Genomic DNA, 17,411 nt, shown 5'->3' with positions numbered 1-17,411 from the left:
TGTGCAGACGACTATGATGGATACCTATGCGTATTACAAAACGGTTTTTGAGGGTCTGCCGATGCCGTTTGCATTCGTGGATTTGGATAGGCTGGACCGCAACATCGCGGCCATTGCGCAGGCTGCGGGAAGCAAGAAGGTACGGATCGCGAGCAAATCGATCCGCTGCCCGGAGGTCATGCGGCGCATTCTGGCCAGCAGTCCGGTATATCAAGGGATCATGTGTTATACCGCCGACGAAGCAGCGATGCTCATTCGCGAAGGATTCGATGATCTGCTGCTTGGCTACCCGCAGTGGCAGCCGGATCGGATTGCCGAGCTGGTTAGGTCCATCGGGGAAGGGCGCTCCATTACATTCATGGTCGACTGTGCCGAACATGTGCAGCACTTGGAGCGCATTGCCGCAGAACAGGCAATTGTCGTGCCGTTATGTGTGGATATCGATATGTCGGCCGATTATCCGGGATTGCATTTTGGCGTCTGGCGTTCGCCATTATCGAGCTGGGAGCAAGTGCGCCCCGTTGCGGAGCTTATCGTCGCATCACCGTGGCTTAAGCTGGACGGCATTATGGGCTACGAGGCGCAGGTTGCCGGTCTTGGCGATAATGTGCCAGGCAAGCCTCTGAAGAACAGCGTGATCCGCTGGCTGAAGAAACGCTCGATCGCCGAAGTGGCGAAACGGCGACGCGAAGTCGTGGAGGGCCTCGAAGCGATCGGCGTTGCGGGGCTTCGTTTCGTGAATGCCGGGGGCACGGGCAGCATGGACAGCTCGCGTCTGGAAGTTTGCGTGACGGAGATAACGGCAGGCTCCGGGTTCTATGCGCCGGGCTTGTTTGACGCTTACAGCGGGTTTCGCTATGAGCCTGCGGCAGGGTATGCGGTGGAGATTGTCCGCTGCCCAAGGCCGGATATCGTCACCTGTATGGGCGGCGGTTATACAGCCTCCGGGGCGGTAGGGATCGAGAAACAGGCGCAGGTGTATCTCCCGGAAGGGTTGGAGCTGTTACCGCTGGAGGGGGCAGGCGAGGTGCAGACACCTCTGCGTGTGAAGAGGGGACTGACGCTGTCGCTAGGCGATCCGGTCTTCTTCCGCCACGCCAAAGCAGGAGAGCTGTGCGAGCGCTTCTTGCAGCTGGTTGCCGTATCCAATGGGCAAATCATCGGTGAATATGCAACCTATCGCGGAATGGGGGCTTGTTTTGTATGAATGGACATGCGGCAATGCGGGTAGCGTGGTCGAATTGGTCAGGCTCCGTACAGGCCACACCGAGTATGGTTCTATATCCCGAATCCATAGAAGAAGTCGTCGAAATTGTACGGATGTGCAGTCGAGAGGGGAGGAAACTCCGGGTTGTCGGAACGGGGCATTCGTTTACGCCAATCGCGGCTTCCGGTGATGTGCTTGTCTCCCTTGACCGCATGCAAGGTTTGGTTGAAGTCGATGCCGAAGCAGAAACCGCCACGGTCTGGGCCGGTACGAAGCTGAAGCTGCTAGGGGAGTTGCTGTTTCAGCAAGGGTTAGCGCAGGAGAATCTCGGTGATATTGACGTCCAGTCCATTGCGGGTGCAATAAGCACCGGCACGCACGGCACAGGCCGGGAGTTCGGCAATATTGCGACACAGGTGATTGGACTGACGTTTGTAACCGGGAGCGGTGAGGTAGTCGAGTGCTCGTTGGATTCTCATCCGGAGACGTTTCGAGGCATGCAAGTATCGCTAGGCGCACTCGGCGTATTGGTACAGGTGAAGCTGAGACTCCGATCTGCATTCAGAATGCGCTACGAGAGCAAGCGGACGAAGCTCACGGAAAGTTTGACGCAGCTGACAACGCTTGCGGACTCGCACCGTCACTTCGAGATGTATTGGTTTCCCTACGCGGAATCGTGTCAGCTCAAAATCATGAATGAAACGACCGAGCCCGTCACTCCGAGGCGGGTAGGCGATTATATCAGCGACGTGGTGCTGGAGAATGGCGTATTCGGTTTGTTATCCGGAATGTGCCGACAGGTTCCGAAGCTATGCAGGCCCGTAAGCCGATTCTCTGCGGCGCAGTTCCCTCTGTTTAGCAAGGTGTCGTACAGCCATCGTCTGTTCGCGACGAAGCGGCTCGTGCGTTTCAATGAGATGGAATACAATCTGCCCGCGGAGGCGATGCCCGCTGTCATCGCAGAGATGCGTGCGGTAATGGAAGAAGAGCAATTTGCGGTTCATTTTCCGATTGAGTGCCGTTATGCCAAGGGCGATGACATCTGGCTGAGCCCTGCCTATGGCCGGGATTCTGCTTATATTGCCGTACATATGTATAAAGGGATGCCGTACGGGGCTTATTTTGCGGCGATGGAGAAGATCTTCCTGCGTTATGGAGGGCGGCCGCATTGGGGCAAAATGCACTCTCTTCGCGCATCGCAGCTGCAGGAGCTGTATCCGATGTGGAACTCATTCGTCAATCTGCGGGAACAGTATGATCCGGATCGCGTTCTGTTGAACCCTTACTTGGAGAAGCTGTTCGGGGTTCCGGAGTTGTCGCTATGACGGGGGATAATAATCGCTTGAATCAAGAGCAAGAGCAAGGAGCTTCGCGCTGGTCCGTTATCGCTGCTTATGCAGGATTGGTGGCTGTCACTCAGCTGCTATGGGTGACTTTTACGCCGATTACGACGGATGCCTCCGAGCAGTGGGGCGTATCTGTCGATGCTGTCGGGTGGCTGTCGCTCGTTTTCCCGCTTATCTATGTGCTGCTGTCTATCCCGTTTGGTTTCGCATCCGATCGCAGTTTCCGTGGCGCGCTCACATGGGGAGCGGGACTTACTGTCGCCGGCGCATTGATCCGGGTTGTGCCCGGATATGAGTATGCGCTTGCCGGACAGTTCATCATCGCCGTCGGTCAGCCGCTTGTGCTCAATGCGGTGAACAAAATGGCGGTGCTCTATGCAGCACCGCCCAAACGTCCAATTGCCATTGCAGCCGGTACGGCCAGCTTGTTTGTCGGCATCATGATATCCAATGTGACGGTGCTATTCTTGCTGGAATGGGGCGGAATGCCTGCCGTTCTGTGGACGCAGGCCATTATTAGTGCAGCTGCTTGCCTTGCGCTGCTGGTTACTCTTCGCAAGCCTCCCTTGTATGAAGGGGCGACTGATGCAGAGCCTGCGCCGGCGCTTCGCGCCTTGCGGGCACTTTGGTCGCAGCAGTGGGTTCGTTTGTTCAGTTTGCTCCTGTTTGCGGGCTTCGGCATTTTCATTACGCTGGCGACATGGCTCGAAGTATTGGCAGATGCCATCGGCTATGATTCGGTGCAGGTCGGAACTGGCCTTGGACTCATGACGGCGGCTGGTATTATCGGGGCGGCGGTGCTGCCGGACTTCGCAATGCGCGGGAATCGTGCACGAAACGTGCTTGTGCTGTCACTCGCGGTTAGCGCGGTATTGCTTGTGTTCCTTGCGGCAGGGATGCCTACCTGGCTGTTTATGACATTGCTGGCTTTGGCCGGACTGCTGCTGCTCGCCGACTTGCCTATAGTGCTTTCGTTTGCCGAGGCCAAAGCGGAGCCGCGCACTGCCGGAGCTGTTACGGGGCTGCTGCTCTTGTTCGGCAATTTAGGCGGCATTGTGCTGTCACTGCTCGTACAGCTGCTGCTGGATGAACGCGTTCTGGCTATCGGAGCACTCGCGGTCGTGACGGTCATTATTCTCCCCTTTGCAATCCTATTTCCGGGGAAATCAAAACCAGACAAATAAGGAGCGAAACAAGCCGCGTTTGCGTGCGGGCGATGGGACGGAAACAGGCGATTCTAAGGCTGCCGCGGTCTCGGCGGCGTATGGGGGTATGCTCAAGGGCGGAATAGGCTGCTTGGCATATTCGATGGCTGCGCTTAGGTGATCAATCATCTTGCGCAGCTCCTCCAGCTCGGAGCGATGCTGCAATATTTGCGCTGCGACAACCTCGTCGGCCTTCTGTTCGAGTCTGCGCTCAACCAGCACCAAGCGGCAGTGAAGCTCGGAGTCGTGCGATTCTGATGCGGCGGCCACCTGCTCGTTGTAGCCGGACAGCAGGGGATGCGAATCGGAATGGTTTGCCCGTTCGTCGGCATGGTGTTCCGGCTGCAGCTCGGGCTCAGGTAACACGATCATATCCATCGTTTCTCCGCGTTCGAGCGAATCTTTGATATAAGCGAGCATCGACAGGTCACTGCGCGAGAATACATAATGGCCGAATCGATCCTTTTGAAAATAATGAGGGAAGTGGGAAGCCCAGCGTTTGACCGTGGTTTGGCTGACGTTCAACGACTCAGCTGCGTCCTTGCTTTTGACAAGTTCCAATCCTATCACTCCGTTCGGGTGGAATGCATAGGTAATTCGCGCTCTCGCAACCACTCCCTGCAAGGGTGACAAAGGAAGTGCTCATTCGCTAAACAAAGTGGTTTTACGCGCATCTCGCGCTCTCGCGGCAGGTGCTGTTCGTCAAGTTTCTCGTTGCTTTCGGCCGATTCACACCGGATGCGAAGCTTTGAAGATGGAGCCCGGCGGCGAAACCACGCAGCGCCGAAGCTGAGAATGCGAGGAGCGAACTCTCAGTAAATAAACTACCCCCCCTCTCCCTGCAAAAGGTGCTGAGAGTGCGAAAAACGAACTCTCAGCAAATTAACGAACCCCATTAAAGAGGATCCCGAAACTACATAAATTTAAATTCGACGAAAAGAGACTCAGATTGGCCAGATAGCGGTGAAACGAGCGCAAGATAAGAATGAAAGAGAGGTAGCAGGCACCGCACATTGGTGGTATTTCAGCAAGAAGAGTAAAAGAGAGGTAGCAGATACCGCACAAGTGCGAGTTTTAGACGAAAGAAGATCCCCGTGCGAAACCACTTTAGAAAGCGCGCCCCTTTGACCAACCGGCTATAAAACACAAAAGGCCGAGAGCCTCAACCCCCGGCTCCAGCCTTCTAACTTGCCCTTTATCAACCGTTCAACCAACTCTCAACCACTCGACCTACTTCCCGCCGCTCCCAAAGCTGCTCACATCGATAAACGGTGTCGCTCCGCCGGTCACGTTAGGCAGGCTGCCGTTCCATTTCTCCACGGCCATCTCCTGCACCTCGATTTGCTTCAGCTGGATTAGCTCCGGCGTTACCTCTTGCTTCTTCAGCTTCAGCGATTCCGCTTCCGCCTGTGCCTGAGCGATCTTCTGCTTCGCCTCGATTTGTACCCGTTTGAGGTCGTTCTCGGCCTTCAACGCCTGCTGCTGCGCAACCTGCTTCGCTTCGATCGACGCGTTGAACGCATCGGAAAACTTGAAGTTCACGATGTTAATGTCTGCCACGATCAAATTATACTTGGCGAGCCGCGTCGTCAGGTGCTCCCGGATTTCGGCGGCAACGACGTCGCGCTTCGCAATCAAGTCCTCCGCCGGGTAGCGGGCAGTCACTTCTTTTACGATTTCCTGAATAGCCGGGTTCACGATCACATTGTCGAACGAGCCGCCGACGTTGTTCATCAGCTTATACGCGGCCGCTTTGTCGACGGAGTAGTTGACGGCCACATGCGTGGAAACAGGCTGCAAGTCCATAGAGGACGCACTCGTATCGGTCTCCGCCTTGGTCACCTGCACATTCACCTGAATGATGCTCTGCACGAATGGGATTTTCATATGAATGCCGGGCGACAGTATGTTATCATTCAATTTACCGAACGTTTTGTACAAACCGACATTGCCGTACTGGACGGTCTGGAACCCGTTAAAGGCGACGATGACACCGACCACGATCAATAGGGCATACAGAATATAGGGCTTCAAATTGACCTTCTTCGTATTCGGTTCCACAACATGCATAATGGCAACCCCTCCTAATAAATAGGTATGCGTACTTAATCGATACATACGGAGTTGGCGAACAAATGGTTCAACAAATGCAAGCGGGAAGAGGCGATGGGTAAAATGGAACATACAGCGCAAGAAGCAGCAGAGTGGATGGTACAGGAGCTGAAGTCGGCAGGCATGCTGCGTCAGGAGCAGGCGGTTGCGCATATCAAGGCGCATTTCGGGGAGCAGTTTATTTATGTCAATGAGAATGGCAACGAGTCCATCGACAAGGAAGTCAAGAAAGCATTCAAAAAGCTGCACGGCGGGCGCGCAGCTTGGGAGCGGGACGGGTTTTTCTGGGGTTGGGTATAAAGGTGAAGCGAGCTTACACAAGCTAGACGGTGTAGTCGATTCTGCCATCGGCCCAGATGATGAGCTGATTGGCTGCTGCGTCATATTCGACGAGGCCATGTGTAGAATAATACCAAGTCTTCTGATCAACAGCGCCATCGGCGACGACAAAGATATTCAGCTCGTCATGATGCCGGCAAATCGGTGCGCCGATGGATTCTTCCACGGCATCAATACAGAGCTTCCAGCCTTCTCGGCCCTCTGCGGGTGCGATGGAGAACGTTAGTTCATGCTTCTTCGAATCGAGAAATAATCGGCCGCCAACGGTGTGGCGAATGTACAAATGATCCAATGGAATCCCTCCTTGACAAAGCTAACTATAGCACACATACTTACATAAAGTAAGTGAGTAAAAATGAAATCATGAGGAGTGTTCTGGACCATGATCGCAATATATCCGGCAGCATCGAGACATTCTGGGGACTTGGGATGGCTACAGTTTAATTTTAGTTTTTCGTTTGCAGATTATTACGATCCGGACAACTTGAATTTTGGTCCGCTGCGCGTATTTAATGAGGATTATATTCAACCAAGCAAAGGATTCGGCACGCATCCGCACCGGGATATGGAGATCGTTACGGTCGTGATGCGGGGCGAGCTCGCGCATGAGGACAACACGGGCGGCAAAGAGGTTTTAAGAGCAGGCGAGGTTCAGCGCATGACAGCGGGAACGGGGATTCTGCATTCCGAAGTCAATTCGTCAGACACCGAAGTAGCTAACCTGCTGCAGATGTGGTTCCTCCCAGAGGCGAAGGGGCTAACACCGTCTTACGAGCAAAAGGCGTTCGATTCTGCTGCGATGAAGAATGCACTGCTTCCCATTGTGTCGCAGCGTCTTCAAAGCGAAACGATCACATCGATTCATCAGGATCTTACCATTTACCTTTCTCGCCTTGAAGCAGGTAACAGCGTTTCGTTCGAGCAGGATGCCGCACGCAAAATCTTCCTGTTCGTCATGGAAGGTGAAGTCACGTTAAACGGTGAGCATCAGTTGAGCCGAAGCGATTCCGCGCGAATTACCGATCTGGAGGAGCTCGTTATTGCCAGCAAGAATGGCGGGCAATTCATGCTGATCGATTTGCCATAATTCTGTCCGGTCGACGCATAAGCAGGGCTATTGCAGTTAACAATGAGAGTAAACCTGAAATCTAGCAATGGAGGGACTCTCGTGAATTATAAACCGGCTCAACTAGACGGACAGCTATTGGCGCAGCTGCAGCAATTCGAATCGGATTTGCGTAAGCAAACAGCCAGCAATATCGTATTAATCGCCTATCAAACTACCGGCGAGGAATCGGATAACGGAGCGGCAGCAGGCGGGAAGTAAGCGATTGAAGCAAGTGAGGAGAGCACAGGCCTATCGGGTCTGTGCTCTCGTTGTCTCCCTCCGTGAAAGTCTCGATAGTCTGAGTAGCACCGAAGGGGCTTGCTGGGTTGGGCGGCTGAGCGCTTATCTGCCCATTAATGGCTCCGCAAAATTTGCGATGAGCGTATGTTTTTTCGCATGCCAACGCTAACGGTTGTGAGAGTGGTTATTTGGCCTAAATTGGCCCTTTTTATTTTCTAACGGTTGCCAACGAGCTTATTTGAGTGTTTCCCACTGGAAATCGCCCCATTTGCTGCAAATAACGCCTGTCACAACCGCTAGAGTTTCAAACAGGCTTATTTCCATGAAATAGCCACGCTGGCAACCGTTAAACATGAAAGTGGCTGCCCCAGTCTTTCTCGAGTAGCCTGAGAGCAAAGAGCACGGACCCATCTGGTCTGTGCTCTTTTTGCGTTGTTCTCCACCCCTCATCGTAATGGGACTTTTTTCCTGTAAAATGATTGCGACTTTTGGAGGACATCGGATTCCCTCTGTCGAAAATTACTAAAAGATGTCACTAAAGTGTTCGGGTAGGAGCGGCCGGTAATGAAATTAATTTCGGGAAACGCGTTTGGGCAAACCTTTCGCAAATTTGGCGAAGACAAGGAAGAGTATACGAAGGTGCTTTTCCTCTTTATTTATTTGTTTGCGGTTTCATCGGCTTCGACGGTTGGCAGAACTGCGGCGGATGCGCTGTTTCTGTCCCGTTTCGGCGCCTCGCAGCTTTCCTTTATGTATGTGCCGCAGTCGGCAGCGCTTCTGTTAATCGGGCTGCTGTTCCAACGATTCAGTCCGCGGTTTCGGATGGATCATTTGCTGAAGCTGCTCATTCCGCTTATTTCTGCGCTGGTGTTGATCTCGCGGCTTGGCGTGGGCATGGATTTCAGCTGGGTATATCCGGTAATCTACGTTGGTTATGATGTGTTCAATTTCCTTATGATCGTCTGTTTCTGGCAGTTTGCAGCGTCCATTCTGGATCAGCGCAAGGTCAAACGGACCATCGGACTTGTCGGCAGCGGCGGACTTATGGGCGGAATAATAAGTGGTTTCGGTCTGAAGCTTGTTGTTCCTCTAGTAGGGACAGCGAACCTGATTTGCTTCTATGCCGCGCTTCAACTGCTTGCGCTTGTAGCGGTTATTCGGTTATTGAAGCTCGCAGGGAAAGGGTCAGACCTGTTCACCTCCGTTAAGCCTCAACGTAAACAGGCTGGCGGCAGCGGTGCGAAGAAGAAGGAAAGCGGCGGCTTATTCCGCAATGTCCCCCATCTCAAATATATTGCAATCATGTCAGCGGCGCTCGTTATTACCCTGACGTTGATCGACTATCAGTTTAAGGTTATTTTGCGGGGGACGCTTCAGGATGAGGCATTGGCCGGATTTATGGGGAGCTTCTATGGATTCTCCGGGTTGCTGGCATTGTTTATTCAGCTATTCGTCGCGGGTAAGCTGCTTACAAGGTTCGGTGTCATGACTGCGATCTTGGTATTCCCGATTGCCCTGTTCACCGGAAGCCTCGGCGTATTGATGATGCCTGTGCTGGCGATGGTTGTGATTGTAAAAGGGAGCGACAAGGTGCTTGGCGATACGATTTATTCATCGGTCAGCCAGCTCGTCATGTTCCCGATTCCGCCGGAGTGGCGTAATTCGGCGAAGAGCTTCCTTGACGGTATCGTTCGTAACGGTGCCAAAGGGATCGCCGCTGTCAGTTTAATTCTGCTGTCTCAGCTGTTGACGACGCAGCAGTTTAGCTATGTGATTTTGACGCTGCTTTGCGTCTGTATCGTAGCAGCCGTGAAGGTGAAAGGGGCTTACCTGGAGGCGCTTCTGTCTACTTTGAAAACCAGGGGACATGACCTGCATGAGGGTCAGCTCGATCTGATGGACCCTGCCAGCTTGCGGGTGCTGACGGATACACTTGTGCAGCCCGATAAGGTGCAGGTGCTGTATGCGCTGAAGATTTTGCAGGATATTGATGGATTTGACCTTATGCCGCATCTGGAAGGATTGCTTCGTCACCCCTCGCAAGAGGTTTGCGAAGAGGCGCTTCGTTACATGGAACGGAAGCAGCCTGCAGGGCAAGAAGAATCGCTGCTGGCGCTTATTGGGGAAGGGCATAGCCGAGTTCGGGCTGCTGCCATCCTTGCTTTGGCGGCGTATGCGAAGGATGAGCATTTGGATGATATTACGGCGCGGCTTAGCGAAGAGGACATGGACGTGAAGTCGGCTGCCATTGCGGGTTTGATCAAATATTACGGCATCGAGGGAATGTTCCGCGCCGTGGGCACGTTGAAGGAACTCATGGAGAGCTCTCGTGAGGATGAGCGTACTTCAATGGCAATTCTATTCGGTCAGATCGGCATTCGGGAGTTCTACAAACCGCTGATTCCGCTGCTTCGGGATGAGGCGCCGCAAGTTCGTAAATTCGCTGTGCAGTCCGCTGCTGTGCTGCAAGTGCCGGAGCTTGTGCCGCATATTGTGCCGATGCTGCAGCATAACGAGACACGGGAGGCGGCTGTCGAAACGCTGGCTGCTTATGATGAGCGGGAGATTCTGAAGCTGCTCGCAGCCTATTTTGATGTGGAATCGGTAACTTTACATTTGCCGAAAGTGTTTGAGCGAATCGGCGGGCAGCAGGCTTTCGACTTGTTGTTCCAGCGATATGAACCGGCGAATTTCGAAATGCGAGATAAGCTGTTGGAAGCGATGACCCGGATGCGTAAAGGCATCCAGCAGGTGGATGCCAAAGGGTTCGAGGCGAATATATTGCTCGAGCTGGAGCTGTACGGACGGTTTACTTCGTACCAAGGTGATCTCATTGCAGTTGAAGGCTATGAGGAAGTGGCGGAAGCGGTCGAGCAGGTTCGTTCTGCGATGATTAAGCGGATATTCCTGCTGCTCGGTTTTATCTATGAAGCCAAAACCATTCAAGCGGTGTACGTGAACTGGACCGAAGGCGCGGCACGCCAACAAGCGAATGCGGCAGAAATTATCGACCAGCTGGTGCAGGGGAACCTGCGAATGGAGCTGGCGAAGCTGATGTCGGCTTCCCGTACGGTGACAGCGAATGTCGTGAAGAACGAGGCGTCGCTTGAATTAGACTGGATGAATGATCAAGGCGATGAGTGGCTCTGCCAAGTTATTCAGTTTGCTTCAAGGAGCAAGGCGGAAGAGGCGGTACCTGGCCGACATTCCGTAGATGAGACATGGCTAAGCGAACAGATGGAACGGATTTCCATGTTGAAGAAGGTCTCCTTGTTCGATGGGTTGTCGGCACGGGAGCTTTCGATGATTGCGATGCGCATGGAGCGGGTGACCTATTCGAAAGGGGCTACCGTGTTTCAGGTGAATGATCCCGGAGATGCGCTCTATCTCATTCAAAGCGGGCGAACCGGTATTTATCGTGGCGCTGAGAAAATCAATGAACGTAATGCCGGAGAGTGCTTCGGACAGACCGCGATTTTGACGCGTCGATTGCGGACAGCTACGGTTATGGCCGAAGAGGATCTTGTATTGTGGCGGCTCGATTCGTCGGGCTTCTATGATGTGATCTTTGACCGTACCGGCATTGCGCTTGAAATGATGAAGCTGCTCTCGAGGCGTCTGCGCTCGAAGCTGGCACAGCAATCGTCGGTTCGTTCGATTCCTGCGGAGGAGCATCAAGCGGAAGTTGCAGCGGCTTCGGCTGCTGATGCAGGAGGGGCGGTCACGGAGTCTTCACAAGAGGGGCACGGCATGGCGAACGATATTATTTTGCGGCGGGTGCTCATTCTGCAAAAGATCGATCTGTTTGCCCGTTTATCCCAAGAGGATGTCATCGCTCTCGCGCAGCTTGTTGAGGAAGTGGAGTACGCGGCGGGTGAATCGATCTGCCGGGTTGATGATTACGGCGATACGTTGTACGGTATTATAGAGGGAAGCGTTCGCGTACATAAGGGCAGCCAAACATTCGCGACGCTCGCGGAAGGCGAATGCTTCGGCGAAATGGCCGTCATCGACAGCGGACTTCGTTCCGCAGATTGCACAGCAGCGAGCCCGACTGTACTGCTTCAATTGCACCGCGACCAAGTGTTCATGCTTTGCTTCCAGAACATTGGCGTATTGCGCAGCATGATGCAGGTGCTTGCGGACAGGCTTCGCGGGATGCTGTAAGCTGTAAGTGAAAGTCAGAAATCGGAGTAGTCAGGATAGCAGAGGCCTGAATGGCTGGAATGACGTTGGAACCTGAGAAGCTGAATGCTTGAGATTGGAAAACGGGATGCGAAAGCCGGAAGTCGGCGTTTCGCGCCGTTTAAGTGTATGAGGGAGTGAAGGTTTGCAGTGAAACGCATCATGCAATTCATCATCTTATTAAGTGGCTTAGCTATACTGCTTGCAGCATGCGGTGGCAAGAGTGAAACGCCGCTAACGTTCATCGACAAAATTGGCTCGACTGACTTGAGTACCGAGAAAAGCGGGGATAAGGTGAAGCTGGGCCTTACCGAGCAGGAGCTCGTTACCAAGTTAGGTAAGCCGCAGCGTACGCTTAATAACGGCAGAACTTTTCTATTCATGTACGAGGAATATCAGTACACCTCGCTCAGTAATGTCGTGCTGGCCTACTCGCTCAGCCCCAAGGTCGCTACCTCGAAGGGCGTGAAACTGGGCGATACCCGGGAAAGCGCGCAGAAGCTGTACGGGGAAAACTACTATACGCGTGGAAATGCATTTGGCTACATCGACAAAGAGAATCGGTTGGCGCTGGAGTTCGAGTTAAAGGACGACCGAATCGCAGCAATCTCGGTGTCGGCACTTGCGATGTATGAGTAACGGGAAGGACAGCTCGGGTTTGTGGAGCTGTCCTTTGTTGTTCGTTGGCGCGCCGCTAAGTCTCCCCGCGAAAGATGGCTGAGAGTGCGGAAACTGAACTCTCATCTCGAAAACCACGGCGAAAAGAAGCTGAGAGTTCTCAAAACGGACTCTCAGCACCTCAACTAACCAGTCCCCTTCGAAAGATGGCTGAGAGTGCGGAAATTGAACTCTCATCATCAAAACCACAACGGTATGAAGATGAGAGTCCCCAAAACGGACTCTCATCAAACAAACTAACCTGTCCCCCCTGTGAAAGTTGGCTGAGAGTGCAAAAATTGAACTCTCAGCGCGAAAACCATGCCGGAATAACGCTGAAAGTCCCCAAAACGGACTCTCAGCTCCAATTACAATAGTTGCAACACAAGAGGCACGGCTGTAGCGGGAGCGAGCGAATCTGGAGTAAGAAGCTGACTAGGAGGTCTACATGGTGGAGGAATCAACGAATTTGTGCCAAGAAGCTAATCAGGAAGTCTACATGATGGAGATGGAAGCGAATTTGGTGCAAAGAAGCTAATCAGGAAGTCTACATGATGGAGAAAGCAGTGAATCTGGTACCAAGAAGCTTACCTAGAGGTCTACATGGTGGCGATAGCAGCGAATTTGGTGCCAAGAAGCTTACCTAGAAGTCTACCGCGCAGTCACCCGCGCCTCCCCTAGGGCCATAGGCCACGCCACGGGAATGCCCTCGCCCCACGGCCAACCCCGGCGCCCCCGCGGCCAACACAAAAAAACCGCCCCACATAACCCGGGGCGGCCCATCAATCAAATCATGTCCACATAAAGTGGACCATAGGTCTCTTCCTTGCCGCCGGCGATCAGCTTCATCTCCAGCATGTCCCCATCGGCCAGAGGACCAACGCCGGCCGGTGTGCCGGTGTAGATGACATCGCCTGCGCCGAGTCCCATGTTGGTGCCGATGAAGTCGACCAACTGCTGCAGCGGGAAGATCATGTCCTGCGGACAGCCGGTTTGCACCGTCTCCTCGTTCTTAAGCAGGCTAAACGTTAATTGCGTGAAATCCTCCACGCTTGTAAACGGTGTGAACGGACTCAGCACCGCAGAGCCGACGAAGCCTTTCGCCAGCAGCCAAGGATGGCGCTTCTCCTTCAGCTTCGACTGTACATCGCGCGCCGTCAGGTCGATGCCGAGCGCAATGCCGTCCACGAGTTCTTCAGCCTTCATGCCCGGCAGATAACTCGCTCCGATGCGCACCACAACCTCCAGTTCATAATGAATTTCGCCGATGGTGCCGGGAAGTTCAAGCTTGCCCACTGCGGGATGAAGCGCATGCGTAGGCTTGGAGAAGATCATCGGCTCCTCCGGCACATCGTTGCCGAGCTCTTTGGCATGCAGCGCATAATTGCGTCCGACGCAATAAATATTACGGATTGATTCCATGAATAAACGTCCTTTCGCTTATGGGGGATAGTGAGTACATCAATGTTCTAACGCTTCTACCATCATAGCACGACGGAGGTACATTATTTAAGTTTCGAATTGTTTCGAAAGCTGTTCCGAAAGTTGTTTCGAAAGTTGCAAACCGCTCGCCTTCCCGCACATAACTCACCGGCATATGCTTGTAATCCTTTACATATTTGTTTGAATTCAGCCACCGCAGGCGCGCATTCCGCTCTTCTTATTGGTGCAGAAGAAGTCTGTTTTCTTCACACAACCTTGAAAAAGCAAACCTCACTCCTTGATTTCGCGCATTGTTGCTGATGCCTCTGTGCATGATAATAAGCGTATATCAACCCGAGGGGGAATAGAGAACATGGCAAGCAAAACGATGAAAACAACTGCAGTTGCGTTGACGGCAGCAGCATTGCTGCTTGGAGCAACAGCATGTGGTAACAAAGACAATAACACAGCAGATAATACGAATACAGGTACAAACGCAGGCACAAATGCAGGCGGCAACGCAAGCGACGAGAAAGTAACGATCACGTTCCAGAACATCTACCCGGATCCTGAAACGCCTTCGTACAAAATGCTTCACTCGATCGTAGATCAATACACGAAGGATCACCCGAACGTAACGATCGAGCTGGATACGCTTAACACAGACCAACAGAAGCTGAAGCTTAAAACGCAAGCCGCTTCCAAAGAAGTGCCGGACATCACGATCGTGAACCCATCCGCACAAATGAAGCCTTTCGTAGACGCTGGCCTCTTCGCTCCATTGAACGATATGCTGGATCAGAACGGCCTGAAAGATACATTCCAAAAAGGTCTTCTCGACTACTACAGCTTCGACAACAACGTATACGCATTGCCAGACGGCAACAATATCGAAGTTGTTTACTACAACAAAGATCTGTTCACACAAGCAGGTATTACTGAAGTACCTACGACTTACGAGCAGTTCATCGATGACGTGAAGAAATTGAAAGCCAAAAACATCACGCCAATCGCAATCGGTGAGAAGGATTCTTGGACAGGTTCGTTCTTGTTCATGAACGTATTGCTTCGCACAAACGGCGGCCCTGGCTTCCTGCAAGACGTGCAAGACGGCAAGAAAACATTTAATGATCCTGCATTCGTAGACGCAGTATCCAAAATGCAAGATCTGATCCAAGCCAAAGCATTCAACGAAGGCGCAACATCCGTTGACTACAACACAGGCGGCAACCTATTCAAAACAGGTAAAGCAGCTATGATGATCATGGGTACTTGGGAAACAGGCGCAATCGATGCTTCCTCCGTTGGCGGCAAAGTGGGCGCATTCAAATTCCCTACTGTAGGCGGCAAAGGCGATCCAGACCAATTCATGCTTGCTCCGGGTTCCGCATTCGCAATCTCGGCTAACAGCAAACATCTGCAAGCTACAAAAGATTTCCTGAACTACTTCATGCTGAACATGCCTAAGAAACAGTTCGAGCTGAAAAACGCAGTAGGCAGCGGTCAAATCATTGAAGGTGACTTCAAAGCAGCTGGCTACTCCGATCTTGCAATCAGCGTACTTGATCTGTTCAAAGGCGTTAAAGGCGGAGACCTGGCGTTCGATAACACAATGAAACCAGCTATCGCACAAGCTCACCTTAGCAGCATCCAAAACATGTTCGTTCAAAAGGTTGACCCTGCAGCAGTAGCTCAGGAGCACCAAGCAGCATTTGACGCGAATAAATAAGAAGTACTAAATAGCTAGTCGTTTGCGGGTGGAGGCATACTTAGCGGCTTCCATCCGTTTACGGCTTTATTTTCAATCTATTACGATCAGGAGGCAACCCCAGTGAATGTTTTAAAAGTCCCGGCCCGCACTATTGCAGTTTTCGTCCTGCCGTGTCTGCTTCTCTATATCTGCCTCGTGTTCGTTCCGATCGTCGTTTCGGTATACGACAGCTTGCTGGATTGGGACAGCATCAACAAGGCGAAATTTATCGGGCTCGATAACTTTAAAACGATCCTGACTGAAGATACAAACTTCTGGCCATCCGTTCGCCGCACGTTAATGTACTCGGTATTTTCCATGGCGGAAATTCCGATCTGTCTATTTATCGCAGCACTGATGAATCGTTACGTACGTAAAGCAAACACGCTGGTTTCGCTCTATTTTGTACCTGTTATCTTGTCAGTCGTTATTATTGGTCAACTTTGGAAAACGATCTACAACCCAACTGAAATGGGCGGTATGCTCAATGGCGTTCTGAACGCGATTGGACTGGAAAGCTGGACACGCAGCTGGCTGACAGAGCCGAAAGTTGCCATGTACTGTTTGTATTTTGTATCGCTATGGCAATACTTCGGTTACCATCTGCTCATTCAATACACAGGTGTGCAGAACATTTCGAGTGAAATTTATGAAGCGGCCAAAATCGACGGCGCGGAAGGCTTCAAATCCGACTGGTACATTACGTATCCGATGGCGATTCCGATCTTCAAAATCTCAATCATTCTTGCGTTTATCGGCTCCTTGCAAGCCTTCGACCTTGTTTGGGTAATGACAGGCGGCGGTCCTGCACATGCGACGGATACCATTTCGATGCATATGTACAACATGTCGTTCCTATCGCTTAAATACGGATACGGAAGTGCACTCGCTACAATCCTTGTCATGATTTGCTTGATTTTTACAGTCGTCATCAATTTCGTCTTCAAAAAAGTCGAAGCGAAATACAGCTAAGAAGGGAGAACAAAGAACATGGCAGGTATTAAAAAAGGGCTCGTGTATCTACTTCTCTCGATCCTTGTCGTCACGCAAATTTACCCATTGCTCTGGCTTGTGATGTACTCGCTCAAAACAAACGAGCAAATTCTCGGCGGTCATTTCTTTTCTCTGCCGACCTCGCCGCAATGGGGTAACTATAAAGCCGCTTATACGAGCGGTCATTACTTGAAATACTTGAGCAACAGCTTGATTGTTACCTCGATTACATTGGTTTGCGTTATCGTGCTGAGCTCCATGGTGGCATATGCGATTTCGCGATTCAAATGGAAGTATGGACCGCTTGTAACATTGATCTTTCTGCTTGGGATGATGATTCCGATGCAAGCAACGCTTCTGCCGCTTATGGTTATTTTCAGTAACTTGGATATTCTGAATACTCGTTTGTCGCTCATTCTGCCGTATATCGCGTTCTCGACGCCGATTGCCGTCTTTATCCTCAGCGGATTTATGCGCGGCATCCCAGCCGAGATCGAAGAGTCGGCCTTTATGGACGGAGCTAGCGTATACCGGATCTTCCGCAGCATCATCCTGCCGATATCGGTACCGCCGATTATGACAGTAGTAATCCTGACGTTCATCACGATTTGGAACGAGTACATCATGGCTGCGACATTTATCTCTGCAGAGAAGTTGAAAACTCTTCCTTTCGGCATATATAATTTCGTTAGTCAGTACAACGCCAATTTTGGTGCAATCGGTGCATACCTTGTACTTGGCGCCTTGCCTGTTATGCTCGTTTACTTCGTACTCTCCGAGAAAATCACGAAGGGTATGGTAGCCGGAGCGGTGAAAGGGTAAGGAATGGGTTCATGAGAGGCGGAAA

The 17,411-nt window shown here is 52.1% G+C and carries 15 protein-coding genes; 11 read left to right on the top strand and 4 right to left on the bottom strand.

Features of this window, described 5'->3' with window-relative positions:
• Positions 1–16: 16 nt before the first annotated feature.
• From AC0YNS_RS20320 to AC0YNS_RS20310, 3 genes are read left to right on the top strand one after another with little or no spacing between them, the layout of a single operon-like run.
• Positions 17–1,207, top strand: coding sequence for an amino acid deaminase/aldolase (locus AC0YNS_RS20320; protein ID WP_475782935.1), 1,191 nt, complete (start codon positions 17–19; stop codon positions 1,205–1,207).
• Positions 1,204–2,532, top strand: a complete 1,329-nt coding sequence (locus tag AC0YNS_RS20315; RefSeq protein WP_475782794.1) for a D-arabinono-1,4-lactone oxidase — start codon at positions 1,204–1,206, stop codon at positions 2,530–2,532. Before AC0YNS_RS20320 ends, AC0YNS_RS20315 begins: the two co-directional genes overlap by 4 nt.
• The gene (locus AC0YNS_RS20310) at positions 2,529–3,737 is read left to right on the top strand and encodes an MFS transporter (protein WP_475782793.1); all 1,209 of its coding nucleotides are present in this window, start codon (positions 2,529–2,531) and stop codon (positions 3,735–3,737) included. The genes AC0YNS_RS20315 and AC0YNS_RS20310 overlap by 4 nt, the downstream gene beginning before the upstream one ends.
• Here the strand turns inward: AC0YNS_RS20310 and AC0YNS_RS20305 are convergent.
• Both AC0YNS_RS20305 and AC0YNS_RS20300 read right to left on the bottom strand, forming a co-directional pair.
• The gene (locus AC0YNS_RS20305) at positions 3,720–4,319 is read right to left on the bottom strand and encodes a MerR family transcriptional regulator (RefSeq protein ID WP_475782792.1); all 600 of its coding nucleotides are present in this window, start codon (positions 4,317–4,319) and stop codon (positions 3,720–3,722) included. The genes AC0YNS_RS20310 and AC0YNS_RS20305 overlap by 18 nt on opposite strands.
• A 669-nt stretch (positions 4,320–4,988) precedes the next feature.
• Positions 4,989–5,828, bottom strand: a complete 840-nt coding sequence (locus AC0YNS_RS20300) for a prohibitin family protein (RefSeq protein ID WP_475782791.1) — start codon at positions 5,826–5,828, stop codon at positions 4,989–4,991.
• Between the two features lie 105 nt (positions 5,829–5,933).
• On the opposite strand from AC0YNS_RS20300, the gene AC0YNS_RS20295 reads away from it, so the two are divergent.
• Positions 5,934–6,170, top strand: coding sequence for a DUF6953 family protein (locus AC0YNS_RS20295; protein WP_210661813.1), 237 nt, complete (start codon positions 5,934–5,936; stop codon positions 6,168–6,170).
• Between the two features lie 22 nt (positions 6,171–6,192).
• Here the strand turns inward: AC0YNS_RS20295 and AC0YNS_RS20290 are convergent, their stop codons facing one another.
• Positions 6,193–6,501, bottom strand: coding sequence for a hypothetical protein (locus AC0YNS_RS20290; RefSeq protein WP_475782790.1), 309 nt, complete (start codon positions 6,499–6,501; stop codon positions 6,193–6,195).
• A 90-nt stretch (positions 6,502–6,591) separates the two neighbouring features.
• Between AC0YNS_RS20290 and AC0YNS_RS20285 the strand changes: the two genes are divergently transcribed.
• The 4 genes from AC0YNS_RS20285 (at position 6,592) to AC0YNS_RS20270 (ending at position 12,381) form a co-directional block, all read left to right on the top strand.
• Positions 6,592–7,296: a pirin family protein gene (locus AC0YNS_RS20285; protein WP_475782789.1), complete on the top strand. Its 705-nt coding sequence runs from the start codon at positions 6,592–6,594 to the stop codon at positions 7,294–7,296.
• A gap of 81 nt (positions 7,297–7,377) precedes the next feature.
• Complete coding sequence (locus tag AC0YNS_RS20280; RefSeq protein ID WP_475782788.1) at positions 7,378–7,536, top strand: hypothetical protein; 159 nt, start codon at positions 7,378–7,380, stop codon at positions 7,534–7,536.
• 585 nt (positions 7,537–8,121) lie between these two features.
• Positions 8,122–11,724, top strand: coding sequence for an Npt1/Npt2 family nucleotide transporter (locus AC0YNS_RS20275; RefSeq protein ID WP_475782787.1), 3,603 nt, complete (start codon positions 8,122–8,124; stop codon positions 11,722–11,724).
• Positions 11,725–11,892: 168 nt separating this feature from the next.
• Positions 11,893–12,381: a hypothetical protein gene (locus AC0YNS_RS20270; RefSeq protein ID WP_475782786.1), complete on the top strand. Its 489-nt coding sequence runs from the start codon at positions 11,893–11,895 to the stop codon at positions 12,379–12,381.
• An 804-nt stretch (positions 12,382–13,185) separates the two neighbouring features.
• On the opposite strand, the gene AC0YNS_RS20265 is transcribed toward AC0YNS_RS20270, so the two are convergent.
• Positions 13,186–13,821 carry a fumarylacetoacetate hydrolase family protein gene (locus AC0YNS_RS20265; protein ID WP_475782785.1) on the bottom strand — a complete coding sequence of 212 codons (636 nt, stop codon included), beginning with the start codon at positions 13,819–13,821 and terminating at the stop codon, positions 13,186–13,188.
• 373 nt (positions 13,822–14,194) lie between these two features.
• Here AC0YNS_RS20265 and AC0YNS_RS20260 point away from each other — a divergent pair, with 373 nt between their 5' ends.
• From AC0YNS_RS20260 to AC0YNS_RS20250, 3 genes are all read left to right on the top strand, one after another.
• Positions 14,195–15,550 (top strand): extracellular solute-binding protein, encoded by a 1,356-nt coding sequence (locus AC0YNS_RS20260; RefSeq protein WP_475782784.1) that lies wholly within the window; start codon positions 14,195–14,197, stop codon positions 15,548–15,550.
• A 102-nt stretch (positions 15,551–15,652) separates the two neighbouring features.
• On the top strand, positions 15,653–16,543 hold the full coding sequence (locus AC0YNS_RS20255; protein WP_475782783.1) for a carbohydrate ABC transporter permease: 891 nt from the start codon (positions 15,653–15,655) through the stop codon (positions 16,541–16,543).
• Between the two features lie 18 nt (positions 16,544–16,561).
• Positions 16,562–17,386, top strand: a complete 825-nt coding sequence (locus AC0YNS_RS20250) for a carbohydrate ABC transporter permease (protein ID WP_475782782.1) — start codon at positions 16,562–16,564, stop codon at positions 17,384–17,386.
• Positions 17,387–17,411: the final 25 nt, after the last annotated feature.

It is taken from the genome of Paenibacillus sp. J22FR21 (genome assembly GCF_056269135.1).
The sequence above is the reverse complement of the archived record's forward strand: the minus strand, read 5'-3'. Positions and strand labels throughout refer to the sequence as shown.